The 17,985-nt window shown below is 66.4% G+C and carries 13 protein-coding genes; 5 read left to right on the top strand and 8 right to left on the bottom strand.

Annotated features, from left to right (window positions below; translation table 11 throughout):
• Positions 1 to 4: 4 nt before the first annotated feature.
• The 8 genes from HYZ11_01600 to HYZ11_01565 all read right to left on the bottom strand — a co-directional run bounded on the left by HYZ11_01600 (position 5) and on the right by HYZ11_01565 (position 10,879).
• Positions 5 to 2,434, bottom strand: coding sequence for a molybdopterin-dependent oxidoreductase (locus tag HYZ11_01600; GenBank protein MBI3126285.1), 2,430 nt, complete (start codon positions 2,432 to 2,434; stop codon positions 5 to 7).
• Between the two features lie 7 nt (positions 2,435 to 2,441).
• Positions 2,442 to 2,933, bottom strand: coding sequence for a hypothetical protein (locus tag HYZ11_01595; GenBank protein MBI3126284.1), 492 nt, complete (start codon positions 2,931 to 2,933; stop codon positions 2,442 to 2,444).
• A 308-nt stretch (positions 2,934 to 3,241) separates the two neighbouring features.
• On the bottom strand, positions 3,242 to 3,913 hold the full coding sequence (locus HYZ11_01590) for a response regulator transcription factor (protein MBI3126283.1): 672 nt from the start codon (positions 3,911 to 3,913) through the stop codon (positions 3,242 to 3,244).
• Between the two features lie 9 nt (positions 3,914 to 3,922).
• The gene (locus HYZ11_01585) at positions 3,923 to 5,326 is read right to left on the bottom strand and encodes a GAF domain-containing sensor histidine kinase (protein ID MBI3126282.1); all 1,404 of its coding nucleotides are present in this window, start codon (positions 5,324 to 5,326) and stop codon (positions 3,923 to 3,925) included.
• Between the two features lie 423 nt (positions 5,327 to 5,749).
• Complete coding sequence (locus HYZ11_01580) at positions 5,750 to 7,126, bottom strand: sigma-54-dependent Fis family transcriptional regulator (GenBank protein MBI3126281.1); 1,377 nt, start codon at positions 7,124 to 7,126, stop codon at positions 5,750 to 5,752.
• Positions 7,119 to 8,621, bottom strand: coding sequence for a hypothetical protein (locus HYZ11_01575; protein ID MBI3126280.1), 1,503 nt, complete (start codon positions 8,619 to 8,621; stop codon positions 7,119 to 7,121). Before HYZ11_01575 ends, HYZ11_01580 begins: the two co-directional genes overlap by 8 nt.
• 122 nt (positions 8,622 to 8,743) lie before the next feature.
• Positions 8,744 to 10,330 (bottom strand): c-type cytochrome, encoded by a 1,587-nt coding sequence (locus HYZ11_01570; protein ID MBI3126279.1) that lies wholly within the window; start codon positions 10,328 to 10,330, stop codon positions 8,744 to 8,746.
• Positions 10,331 to 10,402: 72 nt separating this feature from the next.
• Positions 10,403 to 10,879 (bottom strand): hypothetical protein, encoded by a 477-nt coding sequence (locus HYZ11_01565; GenBank protein MBI3126278.1) that lies wholly within the window; start codon positions 10,877 to 10,879, stop codon positions 10,403 to 10,405.
• 631 nt (positions 10,880 to 11,510) lie between these two features.
• Between HYZ11_01565 and HYZ11_01560 the strand changes: the two genes are divergently transcribed.
• From HYZ11_01560 to HYZ11_01540, 5 genes are read left to right on the top strand one after another with little or no spacing between them, the layout of a single operon-like run.
• Positions 11,511 to 13,496 carry a hydrogenase gene (locus HYZ11_01560; GenBank protein MBI3126277.1) on the top strand — a complete coding sequence of 662 codons (1,986 nt, stop codon included), beginning with the start codon at positions 11,511 to 11,513 and terminating at the stop codon, positions 13,494 to 13,496.
• On the top strand, positions 13,493 to 14,410 hold the full coding sequence (locus HYZ11_01555; protein MBI3126276.1) for an NADH-quinone oxidoreductase subunit H: 918 nt from the start codon (positions 13,493 to 13,495) through the stop codon (positions 14,408 to 14,410). The genes HYZ11_01560 and HYZ11_01555 overlap by 4 nt, the downstream gene beginning before the upstream one ends.
• Positions 14,407 to 15,048, top strand: coding sequence for a hydrogenase (locus HYZ11_01550; GenBank protein ID MBI3126275.1), 642 nt, complete (start codon positions 14,407 to 14,409; stop codon positions 15,046 to 15,048). The genes HYZ11_01555 and HYZ11_01550 overlap by 4 nt, the downstream gene beginning before the upstream one ends.
• A gap of 3 nt (positions 15,049 to 15,051) precedes the next feature.
• A complete protein-coding gene (locus HYZ11_01545) occupies positions 15,052 to 16,491 on the top strand; it encodes a hydrogenase (GenBank protein ID MBI3126274.1) in 1,440 nt (479 codons plus the stop codon).
• A complete protein-coding gene (locus HYZ11_01540; protein MBI3126273.1) occupies positions 16,488 to 17,984 on the top strand; it encodes an NADH-quinone oxidoreductase subunit C in 1,497 nt (498 codons plus the stop codon). The genes HYZ11_01545 and HYZ11_01540 overlap by 4 nt, the downstream gene beginning before the upstream one ends.
• Position 17,985: the final 1 nt, after the last annotated feature.

The raw sequence follows: 17,985 nt of genomic DNA, 5'->3' as shown, positions 1-17,985 counted from the left end.
ATCCTCAGGAAATCCGTCGAATTCGAACCGGCGCGGCGTCGAAGACGCCCATTCCCCAGACCGGGTCCTTCTCCATCCGGCCGAGCTTTCTCGGGTCGGCTCCCCGGCCCTTCGCCCACCGGCCGCCTTCCTCGCGGCCCAGTCCGACCGGCATGGCCAGGGTCCCCGGCCTGATCCCCGTGAAAACGCGCACTTTCGTGCGAAGGCGCCCGGCCTTTGAATGCAGCTCGACCTCGTCGTGGTTCCGCAGCCCGAGGCGTCCCGCGTCGTCCGGGTGGATTTCCACCCAGCTGTCCCACTTGCCCATCGCATGGGGGGCCAGCTGCTCCTGCATCCAGGGGAGCTCCGCCGAGACGGCCGAGATCAGAGGCAAGGGGCGGAACAGGATGAGTTCGAATTCCCCTTTCGCCCGCTGCGCCGGAAGGGGGTTTTCAGGGAGGAGCCTTGACTCGGTCGTTTTCATGCCGAAGAGAGGCTCGGCCGCCCGCCGGGCCCGGGGTTCGAAACCCGAGAGGAGGCGGTCAAGCCGGCCCGGGAAAAATTGGAATTTGCGCACGGGATGGACGGGCGACGAAGCCGCGCCTTGTCCTTCTCCCATCGGTTCCCACCACGCGCCACTTTTCAAGAGCGCCTCCTTGAACTGGCCGGCGTCCTTGAATTCCTGCTGCCAGTACCCCTGGCGGGTGAGGATCATCCGGAACCGTTCCTTGACCGGATCGGAGGCGACATATCCGCGGCCCGCCTCGGCGAGAGGATTCACCGCCTCAAGGATTGCGTCGGCGAATGTGTTCCATTCGAAGCTTCCGGCCATCGAGCCGCCCATCTTCTTGGCTGCCGCGAGAAGGGTGTCCTCCAGCGCGGGCGGCGAGTCGTTCCCGCGGACCACGGGCTGGCCCAGGCTCACGGCGTTGAAGCCGGCGAGGTGGGCGACGGAATCCTCGGCCCAGCGCTCAAGGTACACCGCGTCCGGCAGAACCACGTGGGCCTTGCGGGTCACCGCATCGGGCATCGAGGAAAAGCTCACCACGAAAGGCACGCGATCGAGGGCTTTCGTGAAATCCCCGGCGCGGGGATGGTCGAAGAGGGGATCGAGCCCCGCCACGAGGAGGGCCTTCACGGGATAGGGCCTGCCCGAGAGGATCCGCTCCGGCAGGGATTCGCTCGAATCGCCGGCGAGGGCGTAGATGCCCTCCTCGGCCCCGTCAATCCTGGGCTGGGCGAGCGACTCCTTGGTGAGCGCGTCGCTCCTGGGAGCTTTCCATTCCCCGAGAGGCGGCTTTCCCTGGAGAAGCATTCCTCCCGCCTTGCCGAAGTTGCCCACGAGGGCGTTCAAGTATTCCACGGCGAGCCGAAATCCCAGGCGGGGCGACCCGGCCGCCAGCTCGGAGGGCCCGACGGCCACGCCCGGCTGATTCTTGGCGAAGGTGCGCGCGACGTGCAGGATCGTCTGCGGCGAGACGCCCGTGGCCTCGCTCACGCGGGGCAGGGTGAACTCCCGCAGCACGATGGCGCGGAACCCGGGAACGGCCGCGCCGTCCGGCCCGGCCGTGTCGTTGAAACCCTCGCAGTAGCGCTCCACGAAATCTTCGTCGTAGAGATGCTCCAGAATGAGGGCGTGGGCGATTCCCAGGGCGAACGCCGTCTCGGTTCCCGGGCGGACCGTGACCCATCTGTCCGCCCGCTCGGCCGTGGCCGACCGCCTGGCCTCGACCTGGATCAGGACCCCCTTCGGGCGATCATCTCCCTGGCGAAGGCGGCCGTAGGCGCGCATCTGGTAGACGGGCGACGGGCCGCCCTCGAGAAGGGGCGCGCCGAAGGAGAGGATGGAGCGGGCCGCGAAAAGATCCGGCGCGAGAGGGCGGTCGGCTCCCCATGCCATCTCATGCGCCGGATCGGGATTCTCGGCGGAGATGTTCCCGGCCCTGATATAGTTCGGCGAGCCGAGGGCCGCCATGAAGCGCCGCAGGAACTTCTCCCTCAGGCCGCGGCAGGAGCCCGAAAGAAAAACCGCCGTGTGGGCTTCTCTCCGATCCCGCAACTCTTTCAGCTTTCGCGCGACCAGGGAGATGGCGCCCTCCCACGGCATGGGACGAAGCTCCCCCCCTCCTTCGCGCACCAGGGGGACTCGCAACCGATCGGGATGATAGAGAAGCTGGGGAGCCGCCTGCCCGAGAGGGCACAAACGCCCCCGGTTCACGGGGTGGAAGGGGTTCCCCTCCACCTTGACCACGCGCCCGTCCACCACCCGGGCGCGAATCCCGCATCCGCCGGGGCAGAGCTGGCAGACCGAAACCGCCCAGCGCTCGTCCCGGTCCGGCCACGGATCGCCGATTTCGGGAAGAGGCCCGCGCTCCCGGCCCAGGGCGACTCCCGCCGTCCCGGCGGCGGCGACGCCCGCTATCTTGAGAAAGTTTCTCCGGCTGAAGGGTCTCAAATATTCCTCACTTGTGGCACGCGTTGCAGTCGTTCGTCACCTTCCGATCCCGGTGGCAGCTCATGCACGCATCCATCGAGATCGGCTTGAGGGGGCCGGTTAGGGCGGCCGTTTGCTTCTCGACCGCTCCGTGGCAGACGGCACATTCCACCTTCGCATCCACCACGTGCGTCCGGTGCGAATAAAAGACGTGCTCCGGGACCTTGTAGACCCGCTGCCAAGGGATTTCCCGCTTCTGGTCGATGAAGCCGCGGAGCTTCACCATCTCCGGACTCTTGGGCGCCGTCGCCGCATGGCACATGGCGCAGATTGCGACCCCGGGCCGGCCCGAGCTTTGGCGGGCCGCGTAGAACCTGTGGCACATGGCGCAGGGCAGCTTGATGGCGAGGTGCTTTTGATGGCTGAAGTCGATTGGTTGGACCACCGCCGGGCGCGCGCCCGCGTTGAGCCAGTACGCGCCGCTCATCACGGCCACGGCAACGATGAACCAGCTTGCCACCCTTCTCATCCCGGGCCAGGCCCCTTTCTCTTTTTCTCTTCTTCAACAGCGGAAATGTGTAGTATCAGACCCGTTTATCTATAATTTAGCACTTCCCCCCCTTTTCCCAAGGCTCCGAAGGGTCATTTGCAAAGATAAAAAGGGCTATCCGCCGGATAGCCCTATCGGGCCAGCGCGTTGATTTTTCTTTTAAGAACAGTGGGTTAGGACGCGGGGGGATTTACCTTCGAGAAGCGGGAAAGCGGCATCGCGGGGTTAGAGATCCCGCGATTTTCCGGACCGCGATCAGGCAGCCATCGCCGCGCCTTTCAAGCCTTGTGCTTTTGTTCGTCGGCCAGGCCCTCCCGGAAGGCGTAAGCGGCCGCCTCGACGCGGTTCTTCAGGTGGAGTTTCTCCAGGATGTTCTTCAGGTGATTCTTCACCGTGTTCTCGCTGATGCCGAGGGAGGAGGCGATTTCTTTGTTGGTCTGGCCCTTCGTCAGGTGCTCGAGGACCTCCTGCTCCCTGGGGCTCAGTTTTTCTTGAAACGGGTGTCCCCCCCGGGGGGGCAGGGGATGACGGCTCAATTCGCCGAGAATCTTCCTCGCGGTTCTCCGGGAGATGGGCGCTTCCCCCCGAAAGCTGCCGCGCACCATGTCGAATAGCTCCCCGGGCTCCATGTCCTTCAGAAGATATCCTTGGGCGCCGTTCTTGACGGCCTCGAAAAGGTCCGAATCCTCATCCGAGGCGGACAACATCACAATCTTCACGTAGGGCAGCTCTTCCTTGATCCGGCGGGTGGCCTCGATGCCGTTCATATGGGGCATGGACACGTCCATCAAGATCAGGTCCGGCATAAGCTCCCTCGCCTTCTCTATCGCCTCCCTCCCATCCCTGGCCTCCCCCACAATGTCGAAGCCCTGTTCTTCCCGCAGCATGCGGGCCAATCCTTGCCTGAAGAGGACGTGATCATCGGCCAAAAGCAGCCTGATGGAATCCATGGATGCCTCTCAGGAGCCAAGGGGCAATTGCACCTCAACCGTCGTCCCCTGCCCCGGCTCGGAGGAGATGAAGAGATCCCCGCCGATTTCTTCCGCCCGTTCCTTCATGATCTTCAATCCGAAAGACCGCCCATGGACACGGGCCGGTCCGTCCAGCTCAAAGCCGATGCCATCATCCCGGATGATGACCTTCGCGACTTCATTTTCCGCATGAAAGGCCACCCAGGCATGCTTGGCCTGAGAATGCTTGCGGACGTTCGCCAAGGCCTCCTGGATGATCCGGGACAGCTGGATTTCCACCCAAGGGCGGAACCGTAAAGCCGCGTCGTCCGCCACCGCCAGTTTCATGGAGATCCCCGAGCGTTCCTCAATCTGATCGAGATGATCGGTCAGGGCGGCGATCAGGCCGTGCCCGCGGGGAACCATGCTTCGGAAGCCGTGGATGGCCTGGCGGACCTCCTCGTATGCCTCCCGGGCGACCTGCTTCATCTCTTTGAGATCGGCCAGGGACTCGTCGATCTGCCTCGAAGCGATCTTTTGCTCGAGATGCGCGAATTTGGTGTGAAGGTAGGCCAGATCCTGCGCCAGCCCATCGTGCATCTCCCTGGCGATTCGCTGCCGTTCCTCTATCAGCGCCATGCTCTTCAGCTGCTCCTGCAGCCTGGCATTCTCAACCGCGATGGCGGCCAAAGTGGCGAGGTCGTTCAACACCTCCTCCTCGATGGAGGAGAAAAGGCGGTACGTCGTCCTGGCGATGCACAGCGCGCCTATGATCTTTCCCTCGTTCAGCATGGGCGCCTTCAAGAGCGTCCTGACCGCTCCATCCTTGATTCCGAAGCACGCCAAATCTTCCCTGGAAATCCCGAGGGAACTCATGTGGCCGGGAATGCAGTCCATCCGGCCTGAGGGGGAATCGCTGTCGGTGGGGTGCTCACTGAAAATTTCCTGGGGACCGAGGCGGACCTTGGGGACCAATGCGCTCCGGCCGTTGACGAGGCAAAGCACGGCGACCTCACCGTCCATGAGCGCCCTCGCCCTCTCGAGGAGGGAACGAAGATTCACCTCGAGATCGAAGGAACCCGTGATCGCCTTCCCGATGGCCGCGAGCGCGGCCATCGCCTCGCTCCGGCGGACGAGCTCCTCCTCTTGCAGCCGGACACGGTGGAACACGAAAAGAGAAAACGGCACCACCCCAATCAATCCCAGGCCCAGCGTCATGGAGATGTTGTGGAGCCATTGCTTATTGGTATGCGTATGTTCGGTGAGGAAGAAAACGGAGAGAATGAGCATGTATGCAATCGGAGCCAGAATGGTCAGCCATTTCAGGCGCGCCCTGTTCAAGCTCACGGCCTCGACCCTCCGCCCGAAAGGCGATCTCACATCTCGCCGGGAAAACCGGCTGTCGCTGTCCATGGCGGCTCATATTCCCGGAGCCGCTGTCCGTTCCTCCGCCGCGGCCCTCCCCGAATGAAATCAGCGGCGTGTAGTCCTTATATTTTTCACCGAATGAAAGGTGAGACATCATGAGTTTGCAAAAAAATACTACAAGAACTTATACTCTTATATATGCGCCACTGTCCTCCATCTTGTCAAGGCAATCGAAACCGGCTTTGCATGGCATTGCCCCCGTAATTGGAAATGGGCCGGATTTACAGAGGTTTTTATAAACTTTGGGCACCGAAAGTGCCGAACGCGCAGGCGCCATCAAGCGGTGGCCCCCGCCATGCGCATTCGGGAAGGGCCGATGCGGGCGGCCTTTCGCGGGGAAGGCCCGCCTCGGGCGGCGGGACGCCGGCGCGCCTCCTTCGGCGCCCGCGAGGAACGCATGCCATCGGCTCACTTAATGTGCAGCCGTTTCATCTTGTACAAAAGGGTTCGGCGGCTGACGCCGAGAGACCGGGCGGCCTCCGTCCGGTTCCCCTTGCAGGCCGAAAGCGCCCGCGAAATCATCTGGCGCTCCACCCCGCGGCTCATCCGGGCGAGGGCATGGGCCAACGAATACCGCCCGGAGCCCTCCCCCAACTCCAGCTCCCCGGCTCCCTTGGTCACCTCCGGCGGCAAGTCCTCCAGCGCGAGCGCCTCGCCCTGCGACAAAAGACACGCCCGCTCAATCGCATTCTCCAGTTCCCGCACATTCCCGGGCCAATCCCACGCGAGCAGGGCGTTCAGGACTTCGGGGGTGATCCTCCGCCTGGAGGCTCCGCGCTTCGCCGCCCTCTCCAGGAAATGCTCCGCAAGAATCGGAATATCCTCTCTCCTCTCCCGCAACGGAGGAACCTCCAGGCGGACGACGGAGAGACGATAGAAAAGATCCTCGCGGAAATGCCCATGGCGGATTTCCTCGGCCAGGTCCTTGTTCGTGGCCGAAACCACGCGGACGTCGACAGTGATCGGGCGGTTGTCGCCCACCCGGCGGAACGTCCCCTGCTGCAGCGCGCGCAAGAGCTTCCCTTGCGTGGCGGGCATGAGGTCCCCCACCTCGTCCAGGAAGACGGTGCCGCCGTCCGCATCCTCGAGGAGGCCCCGCTTCAATGCGACGGCGCCCGTGAAGGCCCCCTTTGCGTGCCCGAACAACTCGCTTTCCTGGATATTCTCCGGGATCGCCGTGCAATCGATGACCACGAAGGGGGCTTTCCGGCGCGGGCTGGCGAAATGGATGGCCCGCGCGAGAAGCTCCTTTCCCGTTCCGCTCTCTCCGTAGATGAGCACGGGCGCGACGGAGGCGGCGACCCGCTCCACCTGCCGCAGCATCTCGGCGATCCGAACGCTCTTTCCGATGAAGCCGCCGATGCCATACCGGTCTTCCAGCTCCCTGCGGAGCCGGGCGACCTCGCGCGAGAGCCGTATCCGCTCCAGCGCGCGGGAAACCGCATGCAGAATCTCCTCCGCCCGGAACGGCTTGGTGACATATTCCTCGGCGCCCGACTTGATCGCGTCCACCGCCGAGGGGATGGTGCCGTGCGCCGTGATGATGATGCAGGGCGCGTCGGGGGACCCTCTCCGGAGTCTCCGTAGGGTCGCGAGCCCATCCTGGCCGGGGAGGAACAGATCGAGGATAAACAGGTCGAAGGGATTTCCCGACGAAACGCTCACCGCCTCTTCGCCGGACGCCGCGACTTCCACTTCATAGCCTTCCGAGGAAAGGAGCTTCCGAAGAAAAAGGCGAATGTTCTCTTCGTCGTCGACCACCAGGAGGCGCTCCCGGTTATTCAACGGGGAGCCTCTCCAAGATTGGCTTTTCCAAGGCCGTCCCCGCGCCCGGCAGCAAGATCCGGATGGACGATCCTTCCCCCCGGCGGGTTTCCACCTCGATCGCGCCCTTCAGCTCCTCGACGAGGCGGAGGCAAACCGCCAAGCCCAGGCCCATGCCCTCACCGGCGCCCCGCGTGGTCACAAAGGGCTCGAAAATCCGAGGCAGCAAATCAGGGGCGATGCCGGGGCCATCGTCGCGCACCTCCAGAGCGCAGATTCCCCGCTCCCCTGGCCGGAGAGGACCCACGCGGAGGTCCGCCCTTCCTTCGGGAGGATCGCTGCACGTGCGAATCAGCAGGCTCCCTTCGCCCTGCATGGCTTGGCCCGCGTTGAGCAGCAAGTTCAAGAATATCTGCTGCAAAAGCGTCTCATCCCCCCAGGCGCGGGGAGCGGGATCCGCAAGCTCGGTCCGGACATGGACGGAGCGGTAGGCCTTCTGCACTCGGAAAAGAGGCAGGGTCTTTTCCGCGATGGCGTTCAGGTCCAGAGGCTCCAGCCGGGCGGGGACGGGCCGCGCGTAATCCAGCAGGGCCCGGATGATCCCCTTCAACCGCATGACCTCCGAGTTGATCCGTTCAAGGTATTCCTCGCACTCCGCCTTGTCGCAGGAGCGGCCCTGGCAGCGAAGGAGGAGGTCTGCCATTCCCATGATGGATCCGAGAGGATTGCCCACCTCATGCGCGACGCCCGCCGCAAGCTTTCCGACGGTGGCCAACCGCTCGCTCCGGAGCAGCTCCGCCTGCGCGCTTTTGAGCTCCGCCAGGGTCTGCTCCAGGTTTTCCGCCTTCTCCCCGATTTCCCGGGCTTGGCCGAGAATGGTCCACGAAGCCCGCTTGAAATGGACGAATAGCCCCACGTAAAGCGTGAGGGCGCCCGCTACCACGATGCTCCAGACAACCATCCGCTGCCGCCAAAGGCGCTGATAGAACGGAGCCAAGGAAGTGTAAATCTCGTACACCCCGGTGACGGCCCCGGTGGCGGAGTCGCGGATGGGAAGATAGATCTCCAGCAGATGGCCGATCCCCAGGCGGCGCTCCGCGACGTTCTCCGGGTGAGAGAGGTCCGATATGCCGAAGGTCTTCTCTCCCGCGAGAGCCCTCTCCAAATTGGGGTGGCGCGGAAAGGATTTTCCAGCCTGCTCGGGGGCGCGGGAATGGTAGAGAAGGCGGCCCGATCCGTCGTAGAGCTTGACGGCCACGGTCTTCCGCTCATCCAGGAGAGGCGCCAGCGCCTTCTCCAGCCTGGCGGCGCCGACCTCTTGGCGGAACCGCCTCAGTTCGGCCTCCGTGGGGAGGGTGGCGGTCACCGCCTGGAAGTAATCGAGGCTCGCCAGGGAGGTGTCCCGGAACATCTGGCGCTCGATGAAATATGTGAGAAAAACGGCCAGGGCAAGGGTCAAACCTGCCCATATCAGGGCGCCCAGCAGAGAGAATTTTTTCAGGACGCGGCCGCTCATCAGAAGACACCCCTGGCTGCCATCGCCGCCATTATAGAAACATCCCTTCGAAAAGAAAGGGTTCGGCGTGGGGATGTCCGGGCGGTCGGGCTCCGCCCCGGCGGCGGCCTGGGGTGTCATCTCTAGGGCTTGAGCGACATGAGATAGTCGCGGAGGGCGGCCATCTTGGCGTCGGCGTCTTCTTCGATGGGCTGGCCACCGCTATAGAAGAAGTCCGGCATTTTCGTTCCAGGGTAGATGGACTGAGGGTCCCGGAGAAGGCGCATCACCCAGCCCGGCTTCAGCCGCCGGCCCGCGTCCCGGAGCGAGGGCGCCAGCGAAGCGGCGTCCTCGTCCGCCTGGACGGCGGCACCTGGAGACGGATGGCACTTCGCGCACTCATAGAGTTCGAAAAGCTCCTTGCCTTTTTCCACGCTGAGTGGATTCGCGGGCCCCGCCCGCTCGCCGAGGGGACGGTTTTTCGCCCGCGGATCCCTCCCGTGGCGCTCGAAATACCGGGCGAGGGCATCCGCCTCCCGATCGCTCAACCGGAAATCCGGCATGCGCGCCTTGAGCCAGAACCGCAAGGGATGGGGGTCCTTCAAGAAGCCGCGCAGCCATGCAGGCTGCAGCTTGTCCCCCAGGTGGGTCAGATCGGGCGGGCCCTGGGGCCGCTTCGCGGCATCCGCTCCCTCGTGACAGGCCGGGCAACCCAGGTTCTCGAAGAGGGTCCGGCCCTGCTGCGCGAGCTCCGGCCTGTTTTTCTTCGGCGCGGCCGCTTTCACGAGCAGCGCGGCGATCTGGCGCGCATCCGCGGGCGGGACGCCCAGGGCCGGCATCGAGGCTTCCCGATCAAAGGCCCGGGGGTCCTCGATGAAGCGGGCCGTCCATTCGAGCCGAAGGCGGTCCTTCAGCTTTTCGAGGTCGGGCCCCGCCACGGCCCCGTTTTCATCGTAGTTGTGGCAGGCCCGGCAACCATGCTGCAGGAGCAGCTGGAACCCCTTCCCTTCCTCCTGCGGGGCTTCCCGCGGGAGCGAGGAGGCCGGTTTCCCCTGGGCCAGGAGATACGCCGCGAGTTTCTCCGCCTCCGGTTGGGAGAGCCGGAAACTCGGCATCCTCGAATAGGAAAGGGGCAAATATCCATGGGGGCGGATGCGGGACGGCTTCCTCAGGAAATCCACAAGCCACGGTGCCTGGAATTTCTCTCCCGCGCGCTTCAGAGCAGGCGCGACAGGCTGGGGGGAGAGGTTTCCGATCTTGTGGCAGTTCGCGCAGCCCAGTTCCTTGACGAGGCGGGCACCCAGCTCCTCGGGGCCCGCCTCCCGCTTGCCCGTGTTTTCCTTGCGCGCGTGCAGGGAGCGGACATGGGCGGCCAGCGCCCGAAGGCTGCCGGGCGGCAGGGTGCGCCCGAAGGGGGGCATGAAGGGCGAACGCTCCACCGCCCGGCCGCCCTCTGCGATCACCTTCAAAAGATGAGCGTCGCTCAGCTTCCGCATGTAACCCGGGTCGGTCAGGTCCCGCGGCTGGGTTTCCCCGAGGGAAGGCGCGTTGGGCCCGTCTCCGCGCCCCTCCAGCCCATGGCAGGCCGAGCAATAGCGCCGGAAGAGCAGGCTCGCCTCCGCGATGGACTTTGAAGCGGATTCCGAAGCGCGGAGAACGGAGGGGTCCGTCATCCCCCCCATGAAGGAAACGAGGAGGAAGAAGAGGATGGGACCCGCCCGCCACATCATCTCGTCTCCCCTTTCCGGCCCCCAACGACCCGGGCGCGCCTCTTGTGCAAGGGCGCGCCCGGGTGGCCCTTCCTAGTTGTCCAGGACGATGAGCTCGCCTTCCATGCTGGGCTTATGCTCGTCGCATCCGATCCGGAACCGTCCCGCCTTATTCGCCGTGAAGCTCACCGTGGTGATGACGCCGCGCTTCACGGTGAATTGCTTCGGATGATAGTGCTCGATGAGCCCCGTATGCTTCTCACCGTTGATTCCGATGATCTTGAGAGTCACGCGGTCGCCCTTCCGGACGATGATCTGAGAGGGATTCCAGGTGTAGGTGGAAACCTCCCACCGGCCCTTCGCGTCGGGCTTCTTGAGGACGTAGCCGCCTCCCTTGGGCAGCTCCCCGCCGGGGAAAGGCTCCTTGTCGACGGTGACGCCCCCCTTGGGCTCCATCGCCTGCACGTAGATGACCCTCTCCGCCCCCTGCGCGGGAGAGGGTTGAAGGGCCGTGAAGATCAATCCCAGGGCAATTCCGAGCACCAGCAAGGCGGTCTTCGCTTTTGACATTTTCGACTCCTCCGGGAGAAGGGTGGCGAACATACGTTCCCTTGTCCCGGCAAGAGCATATCGCGTGCCGTCCCATGCGCCTTTAATTTCAAGGCTATCAGGAGATCGCGTGCGCAAGCCTTTGCTCACTTCCTTGCGAGGCAGAGCCCCAATTCCCCGATTCGCCAGCAAAGACACAGGCTCCGGGCCGGGCAAACGGATGCACAGCTCCCGCCGGACCCGGCCTGAAATTCCACGAGGGGCCTCGCTCCCGGTTGCGGCTTGACTTTTTCGCCCCGGGGGGCAATAGTTCGTGCTTGCATGGTCCGTTCAGGGTCTGCGCCCTGAACGGGTCCGTTTTTCCGGAGGCAGGGCAAGTTGGAAGCGCAAGAAGAACCGTCAAGTTCCCCCCGGGGCGCCTCATCGCCCCGGGGTTTTCAGTTCCCCCCCGAGTTCGTTCCGCTGGCCGGCGCCCCTCCGTGCTCCCTGCACATCTCTCCGCGGCCCCACGGCCCTCCTCTTTAGGATTTTTCGCCGCCGAGAACGCTAAAAATACCGGCTCTGCATGAATTTCCGCGAGGGGAGGCGCCCCGCAGGCGGCCTCCGGCTTCGCCCCGTTCCGGCTCGCGCCGGGCGGAAGAAAGGTTCGCTGATGGATGAATGGGTTTCCCTGGCATTGATCCTGGCGGGCATCGCCGCCATGGCGCTGAGCGGCTTGCCGGGCCTGCTCCCCTTCCGGGGCGCGGGTCGGAGCGAACGGCTCTCGGCGGCCGGGATGATCGCCGGGGCCGCCCTGGGAGGCGCGGGGCTCACCGCATCCGCGATGGCCGGGAACGTCCCGGCGCTCTCCTGGGCCTGGAACCTCCCCATGGGCCGCTTCTCGGTGGCACTCGACGGCCTGAGCGCCGTCTTCCTGCTTCCCACCCTTGTGGCCGCGCCCCTGGCCTCGATATACGGGCTGGGCTACTGGAGCGAGGCCCGCCACCCCGAGAGCGCCGCCAGGCTGAGGTTTTTCCTCGGCCTGATGGCCGGGGCGCTGGGGATGGTGGTCATCGCCCGCGACGCGGTCCTGTTCTTGATCGCGTGGGAGGTGATGGCGGTGGCCGCCTTCTTCCTCATCACGACGGAGGACGAGGCGCCGAGCGTGCGGGAGAGCGGCTGGCTCTACCTCGCGGCCACCCACCTGGCCTCTCTCGCCCTGATTGCGGCTTTCTCCCTCTGGAACTCGGCGACCGGCTCGACCGCCCTGGAGACGGCGCCTCAGGCGGCCGGGCCGTGGACGGCCATTTTTCTGCTCTCCCTGCTCGGCTTCGGCCTGAAGGCGGGCCTCATGCCCTTCCACGTATGGCTCCCCGGGGCCCACGCGAACGCCCCCAGCCACGTCTCGGCCCTCATGTCGGGGGTGCTCATCAAGATGGGGGTGTACGGGCTGGCGCGCATGACGGCCATCCTCCCGGCACCGCCGGTGTATTGGGGCGGCCTCCTGCTTCTCCTGGGCACCGCGAGCGCGGTGCTGGGGGTCGCCTACGCCATCGCCCAGCACGACCTGAAGCGCCTTCTGGCTTATCACAGCGTCGAGAACATCGGGATCATCTTCATGGGCCTGGGCCTGGCCCTCATGGGCCGCTCGGCCGGGAGGGGGGATTGGATCGCCTTCGGGCTGGCCGGTGCCCTCCTCCACGTCTGGAATCACGGCCTCTTCAAGTCCCTGCTTTTCCTCGGCGCGGGCTCGGTCATCCACGCCACCGGGACGCGCGAGATGGACCGCATGGGCGGGCTCGCCAAGTCAATGCCCCGGACCGCGGCCCTGTTTCTCATCGGGGCCGCCGCGATCTGCGGCCTCCCCCCGCTGAATGGTTTTGTGAGCGAGTTCCTCATCTACCTGGGCCTGTTCCAGGTCCTCCAGTCGAGCCATGCCGCGGTGTTCTGGGCATGGCCCGCCTTCACGGTGCCGTTCCTGGCCATGACGGGCGCCCTGGCCGTCGCATGCTTCGTGAAAGTGTACGGAGTGGTGTTCCTGGGGGAGCCGAGGTCGGACGCCTGCCGGGGCGCGCATGAGCCGCCCGCGTCCATGACCGCTCCGATGATCGTCCTGGCCGCGGGATGCTTTCTCATCGGCCTGCTCCCCTGGGCGGTCCTGCCCTTCATGGGGCGCGCGATCTCGGCCTGGGCGCCCGGAACCGACCCCCTGCTCCTGTCCATGGCCCCGGTGGGCTGGATCAGCGCGGTGGGCGGAGCGCTGATCGGCGGCGCCGCGCTCGCCTTCCTCTGGCTCCGCCGCCGGGGAGGCTCCGCCCCGCTCGCCGGGACGTGGGATTGCGGCTACGTGGCACCTTCTCCCCGCATGCAGTACACGGCCTCCTCCTTCGGGCAGTTCCTGGTGGGTCAGTTCGCCTGGGCCTTGCGCCCCCGCCTCCACGCGCCCCGGCTGGAAGGGCCCTTTCCCGCGCCCGCCCGGTTCGAGACACACGTGGAGGACGTGGCGCTCCAGCGCGGGATCCTCCCCGCGTGGCGGTGGTCCCTGCTCGCCTTCGGCCGGCTCCGCTTCCTCCAGCAGGGGCGCATCCAGGTCTACGTCCTGTACATGGCGGTGTTCGCCGTGGCGCTGCTGGCCGTCTCGATGGGATTGCAGCCATGACGGCGCGACTCCTTCACCCCGTCGTCTTCCTGCTCGGGGCCCCTCTCCTCCTCGGGGTGGTGGTCAAGGTGAAGGCCCTCGCCGCGGGACGGAAGGGTGCGCCGCTCCTTCAACTCTACTTCGACATCTGGCGCCTGCTCCGGAAGGAGATGGTTCTGAGCCGGACCACCACCTGGGTCTTCCTCGCGGGGCCCGCCGCGGGGCTGGCCTCGGTGGTCCTGGCGGGACTGTTCATCCCCGTGGGGCGGGTGGAAGCCCCGTTGGGGTTCACGGGCGACTTCATCCTGTTCGCCTACCTGCTCGCGCTGGGCCGGTTCTTCACCGCCGCCGCCGCCCTCGACACGGGCTCCGCCTTCGAGGGGATGGGGGCGGTGCGCGAGGTGACCTTCGCCTGCTTCACTGAGTTGGCCCTCTTTTTCTCCCTCATCGTCCTGGCCCGCCTTTCGGGCTCGCTGAATCTCTCCCGGATGATCCTGGCGGCGGGCTCGGGCCCCATCCCGGCGGCGCGGGTCGCGCTGCTCCTGGTGGCGGCCTCGGTCTTCCTGGTGCTGCTGGCCGAGAACTGCCGAATCCCGTTCGACGACCCGAACACCCACCTGGAGCTCACCATGATCCACGAGGTGATGGTGCTGGATCACAGCGGTCCCGCGCTGGGGGCCGTCTTGTATGGCGCCGCGCTCAAGTTCTTCCTGTTCTCCTCCCTCGTGGCGGGCCTCCTGGCGTCGGCCCTGCCGCTCGGTGGGGCGTGGGGTTGGGGGCTCTACGCCGCTCTCCTGGCGGCGGTGGCCGTGCTCGTGGGTGTGGTGGAGTCGGTCATGGCGCGCCTGCGGCTGGTGCACGTCCCCCGGCTGCTCATCGGGGGAGGCCTCCTCGCCGCCTTCGCCCTCCTGCTGGCCGTCAAGGACATGCCATGACGACCCTTCTCGACGGGGTGTTCATCGCCCTGATCTTGCTCAACTTCTTCATCCTGGGGAAGGCGAGCCTGCGCGGAGTGATCCGTGTGGTCTGCGTCCAAGGGACGGTCCTGGGGCTCCTCCCCCTTCTGTTGGGCCCTCACCTCGACCTGCGCCTTGTCCTGGTCGCCCTGGGAACGGTCGCCCTGAAGGGGGTCATTCTGCCGAGGATGCTGGTCCGGGCGCTGGAGGAACTCAGCATCCGGCGCGAGGTGGAACCCTACATCTCCTTTCCGGCGTCGCTGGTGCTGGGCGCGCTGGGGACCGGCTTCGCCATGTTCGTGTCCTACCGCCTTCCCGTCACCCCGGGGCCGGGCGGCGACCTGCTGACGTCCGCCTCGATCTCCACCGTGCTGACGGGCTTCCTCGTCCTGACCACCCGCCGGAAAGCCCTCACCCAGGTGCTGGGCTACCTCGTCCTGGAAAACGGCATCTTCATCTTCGGGCTCTTGTTGCTGGAGCCGCTGCCCTTCCTGGTGGAGGTCGCGGTGCTGCTGGATCTGTTCGTGGCCATCTTCACGATGGGAATCGTGATCCACCACATCAACCGCGAATTCTCCACCGAGAGCACCGACCGTCTGACGGCGCTGAAGGACTGACCCATGCCCTACTTCATCATCGCCTGGCCGGCCGCCCTCGCGGGAGCGGCGTTCGCCTGGAGCTCCAACCGAACCAGGCCCTGGCTGCTGCCCGCCGCCGCCCTGGGGCATCTCCTGCTGACCGTTCTCGCCGCGCTCCGGCCCGGAGGGCCGGAGTTCGGCGGATGGCTGGCGCTCGATCCGCTGGGGCGGGTGGTGCTTCTCTTGGTCAGCGTCCTGTTCGCGTGTTGCGCGTTCTTCGCCGCCGGCTACCTGCGGTTCCGCTCCGACCGTGACAACCGCGTGTTCTGCGCCTGCCTGCTCTTGTTCCTGAGCATGACGACGCTGACCATCTGGGCCCACCACTGGGGGCTGATGTGGGTGGCGATGGAGGCGACCACCCTGGCGGGCGCTCCGCTCGTCTATTTCAACCGGAACTCGAGCTCCCTCGAGGCCACGTGGAAGTACCTGGTCATCAGCTCGGTGGGCATCGCCCTCGCCCTCCTCGGGACGTTCTTCCTCGCCTACGCCTCCGTCCGGCAAGGGCTTCCCACCTCCCTCCTGGTGGAGGACCTGCTCGCCAATGCGCCCCTGCTCTCGCGGCCCTGGCTCCGGGCGGCCTTCGCTCTGCTCCTAATCGGATACGGCACAAAGATGGGGCTCGCTCCCATGCATACCTGGAAGCCGGACGCCTACGGCGAGGCGCCGGGCCTGGCGGGCGCGCTCTTCTCGGGCGGGATGACGGCCTGCGCCTTCCTGCTGATCCTGCGGGCGCTCCGGCTCCTGAAGGCGGCGGGCGAGGGAGCCTTCGCCGGACAGCTGCTCCTCTGGCTGGGCCTTTTCTCGGTCGCCGTGGCGGCGGCCTTCGTGATGCGCCAGAAGGACATCAAGCGGATGCTCGCTTACTCCAGCGTCGAGCACATGGGCATCCTGGCGCTGGGCGCGGGCATCGGCGGGACCGCCCTCCTGGGCGCGCTGCTCCACCTGGTCAACAACGGCCTGGCCAAGGGCGTGCTGTTCCTCTCGGCCGGCAACATCCACAGGGCCTTCGGCGCCAAGACGACGGACCGCGTCCGGGGCGCCGTCCGCCGGCTGCCCCTCTCGGGCTCGCTGTTCCTCGCCGGCCTGTTCGCCGTGGCCTGCACCCCGCCGTTCGGCCCCTTCGTCAGCCTCCTCCTGATCCTCGGAGGCATCTTCGAGGAAGGCTGGCATTGGGTCGGGGGGGCGCTTCTCTTCCTGCTCTTCCTCGTCTTCATGGGGCTGGGGAGGACCGTGCTCGCCGCCTCCCAGGGCGCCGCCCCCGACGGAGAGGAAACCGCCGCCCCCGCCTACCGCGATACGCTCCTGACCGGGGCGCCGATCCTCGTCCTCATGGGCCTGGTCCTTCTCCTGGGGCTGCACATCCCGGACTTCCTGCAAGTTTTCCTGTCCGACGCGCTCCAATACATGGAGGGCGGCCGGTGAGCCGCGCCGGGTTCCTCCAGCTCAAGAGCGGCGAGGCCGCCCCGCGGGCTCAAATTCCGGAATGGCCGGCAGAGGATTTCCACCGCCGCGCCTCCGCCGCACTCCAGGACGGCCTGCGGATCGCCGCCTACTTCACCGATTCCGGGCCGGAGAATGCGTTCCCGGCCCTGTTGCTCGTCCTCGCGGATGACGCCGAAGGCAAACTGTACGCCGCGGGATCGAGGGTGGGGGGGGATTCCTTCCCTTCGCTGACCCCTCTCTGTCCCCAGGCCCACCTCTTCGAGCGGGAAATCTTCGAGCAGACGGGCCTCCGTCCCGCCGGGCACCCGTGGCTGAAGCCGGTGCGGTTTCCCTCCTTAGGCGCTCCCCGGCCAGAAACCGCGCAGGCGGCGTACTACCGCGTCGAGGGAGAGGAAGTGCACGAGGTGGCGGTCGGACCGGTCCACGCGGGAGTGATCGAGCCGGGCCACTTCCGCTTCCAGTGCCACGGCGAGGCGGTCTTCCACCTGGAGATCGGCCTTGGCTACCAGCACCGGGGGGTGGAGCGGGCGCTGGCCGGTGGGGAGGCCAAGAAGCGGATCCACTACATCGAGACGCTGGCGGGCGATACCAGCGTGGGCCACGCGACCGCCCACTGCCAGGCGGTGGAGGCGCTGGCGGGCTGCGCCGTCCCGCCGAGGGCGGAAACCGTCCGGGGTATCGCCCTGGAGCTGGAGCGGCTGGCGAACCACGCCGGCGACTTGGGCGCCCTGGCCGGGGACGTGGGCTTCCTGCCCACGGCCTCCTACTGCGGCCGCCTCCGGGGCGACTTCCTGAATATGACCGCCTTCCTCTGTGGGAACCGGTTCGGCCGGGGGCTGGTGTGCCCGGGCGGGGTGAAGCTGGACTTGACGGAGGCCATGATCCCGGAGCTCGCCGCGAGGCTGGATGGGGCGATGCGCGACCTGGCCGGGGCGGTGGAGCTGATGTGGGCCTCCTCCTCGGCGATGGGCCGTCTCGAGGAGACGGGCCGGATCTCCCGGGAGGTCTGCGGCGAGTTGGGGATGGTGGGCCCCGCCGCCCGGGCGTCGGGCGTCCCGCTGGACGTGCGCCGGGATCACCCAACGGGCGTCTTCAGGCGCGTCAAGGTCCCCGTCTCCCTCGGCCAGGCGGGAGACGTCCACGCCCGGGCGTGGGTGCGGTGGCTAGAGTGCCAGCGGTCTTCCGATCTGATCCGGAACTTGCTCCGCGAGCTGCCCGCGGGCCCGGTCCGGTCGCCCCTCGGCGATCTTGCGCCGGGCGCCTTCGCCGTCTCCCTCGTCGAGGGGTGGCGGGGGGAGATATGCCATTGCGTCTCGGCGGACGGGGAAGGCCGCCTGAGCCGGTACAAGGTGGTGGATCCTTCCTTCCACAACTGGGTCGGGCTGGCGATGGCGCTGAGGGGCCAGCAGATCTCCGATTTCCCGCTGTGCAACAAGAGCTTCAACTTGTCCTACTGCGGGCATGACCTCTGAG

Source organism: Candidatus Tectomicrobia bacterium (genome assembly GCA_016192135.1).
In the GTDB taxonomy this organism is placed as follows: Bacteria; UBA8248; UBA8248; order UBA8248; family UBA8248; genus 2-12-FULL-69-37.
Note: the sequence above shows the minus strand (reverse complement) of the source record. Positions and strands in the feature narration are given on the sequence as shown.